The 2,224-nt window shown below is 71.5% G+C and carries 3 protein-coding genes and 1 pseudogene; 3 read left to right on the forward strand and 1 reads right to left on the reverse strand.

The features are described from left to right. Nucleotides 1-273, reverse strand: a pseudogene (locus ABZ885_RS39735) (hypothetical protein); the annotation flags it as partial. A gap of 158 nt (nt 274-431) precedes the next feature. Here ABZ885_RS39735 and ABZ885_RS39740 point away from each other — a divergent pair. The 3 genes from ABZ885_RS39740 (at nt 432) to ABZ885_RS39750 (ending at nt 2,176) form a co-directional block, all read left to right on the forward strand. Further along, entirely contained in the window at nt 432-593 is a 162-nt protein-coding gene (locus ABZ885_RS39740) for a hypothetical protein (RefSeq protein ID WP_360199865.1), read from the forward strand. A 162-nt stretch (nt 594-755) separates the two neighbouring features. Next, nucleotides 756-1,496 (forward strand): DUF4241 domain-containing protein, encoded by a 741-nt coding sequence (locus ABZ885_RS39745; protein ID WP_360199867.1) that lies wholly within the window; start codon nt 756-758, stop codon nt 1,494-1,496. A gap of 272 nt (nt 1,497-1,768) precedes the next feature. Beyond that, on the forward strand, nt 1,769-2,176 hold the full coding sequence (locus tag ABZ885_RS39750) for a hypothetical protein (RefSeq protein WP_360199869.1): 408 nt from the start codon (nt 1,769-1,771) through the stop codon (nt 2,174-2,176). Nucleotides 2,177-2,224 lie beyond the last annotated feature (48 nt).

The following is a 2,224-nucleotide window of genomic DNA, read 5'->3' on the forward strand; positions in this document are numbered from 1 at the left end:
CCGTTTTGGGAGCCCGCCGCGGAAGCGCTCGGCACCGCGGCCAGGGCCGGCAGGGGCCACATGGCGCCGAGCCGCCACCGGCGCTTCCACACAGACGGCGACCAGCCAGCCCAGCCACGACGGGCCGGAGAACCGGGGAAGACCGTCGGACGCGTCCTGGCCCGCCAGCGCCACGTACCCGGCTGCCACGACGGCCGCCGCGCAGGCGTCGACCGCCAGCAGATGCGCGGAGAAGTCGAAGCGCAGGCGCAGCAGTACGCCGGTGAGCAGCAACGGGCCACGCTTTCGGATCGGACCGTGGTCGTACCGCCCGGATCGTGGTGGGCCGGGCCGAGACCGGTTTCAGGGCCCCTGTGCTGGTTTCATCGCCGGGCCAGCGAGCAGAAGCGCTGCGTTGCCCGACGGCGAACGAGAGCGAACGGAGGCCCGTCATGGCCTGGATCCTCTTCCTCATTCTGGTCGCGGTCATCCTCGGGATCATCGGCGTGGCCGCGGACGGGCTCCTCTACCTCCTCATCATCGGCATCCTCGTCTTCCTCGTCGCCCTCGCGCTCGGTGGGACGTATCTGCGCAAGGGCCGGTCCGTGCGGTAGTCCGGCCCGCCGGAGCGAAGACCTCCGGCGGACGCCCCCCGACGGCGGGCGCGGTCCGGGCCGTGTGGCGGCTGGCGTCAGCGAGCGTCCCGGCCGGTGGCAGCCGGCAGCGGTCGTACCGGTCTCACGGGCCGTGTCGGCGCGACCGGCTATCGTCGGCCCATGGATCTTGCAGCAGAGGCCCGGTCGGCGGCCGACGCCGAGGAGAGCTGGTACCTGGAAGCGGCCTTCATACCCGGGACCAGGCTCGGCACGCGGTGCGGCGATCCGGCGACGCCCGTCCGGGTCACCGAGGTGCGGGACGTGGCCACGATCCGCGTTCCCAGCGGCCGGCTCGTCGTCGACGCGCCGTGGCCGGAGGAGGAGGTATCGGACCTACGGCCGCGGACCGGCCGGGAACTCGCCCAGCGGATCCCGGCCGGAACCTTCCGAATGGAGGCCGCCTGGACGGAAGCCCCGTACGAGTTCATGGGCGAGCGCTTCGACGGCCGGGAGCTCGCCGCCGTCCGTCTCCGCATCACCGAGGCCCCCGTGGCCCACTGGGAGATGGCCCTCGGTGTGGGCGAGGACATCGAGCGGATCCGCCCCGGGAAGCGGACCGGGTTCGAGACCGAGACGAACATGGGGAGTTTCGCCGACGCCACGGCCTGGCCGGTGCTGACGGACCCGTTCCTGGAATTCTGGCGCGGCTGCCAGACCGGCAACCGGCAGCCCCGGCGCACGGAAAGCCTCTTCGACGGCGAGTTCGAGCGCGTGGCCGACGACGAGCACGGGGCCGACCTCGTGACGTTCGGTGCCGAAGGATCCTCGGTGGTCTGGCTGGGACGCTCGCAGACCGGGGCCGTCGCCTCGGTCGCCGTGGCTTCCGGGTATCACCTGTTCGTCCGGGAGCCATCGATCTGAGGGCCCCGCCAGCCGCCAGGCCTCCAGCCGAGGCGTGCGCAGCGGTGAGGCCGGGTCCCCGGGCAGGTACAGCCCGGTCGGCGGACCGTCGCGCCTCCGCACGGACAGCCCGCGGCAGGCTGCGAGCCCCGCGTCCACCGGCGCCGGGACCCGAGGCCATGGTGAAGCACTGTCATGCAGTCAAATGACCGATGCCACACGCACGACCGTGACGGGACAGTGGAGGTGCTCCGAGAGCAGACACATCGGACCACACCTTTGGAGTTATCACCATGAAGAAACTGCCGCGCACGCTGGCGAGGACGGCCGGAGTCCTGGGCCTCGCCGTGGCCGCGCTGACCGCCCTGCCGGCCTCCCCGGCCATGGCAGGCACCTCCGCCACGGCCGGCTGCACCAAGTACTACAAGTTCGACAACATCCAGGTCCAGGTGGACAACTGCTCGAGCGGCTGGGTCTGGATCTACACCGGCAACGGAACCTACTTCAAGGGCACCGTCCACGTCACGGACAACTTCGGCCACGACCGGGGAGAACTGACGGCGGACCGGGGCAAGGCCAACGCGACCAAGTACTTCTCGCCGGTCGGGACCATCCGCATCTGCGGCACCAAGTACCTCGGCTGGACTCCTCCCCTGAGCCCGTGGTGGACCGACTGCGGCACCGAGATCCGCGTGTCGTGACCACCCGGCCGTGAGCGCGGGGGCGGTCCGCCGACGATGCCGGCGGAC

Source organism: Kitasatospora sp. NPDC047058 (genome assembly GCF_040643935.1).
Classification (GTDB): Bacteria; Actinomycetota; Actinomycetes; order Streptomycetales; family Streptomycetaceae; genus Kitasatospora.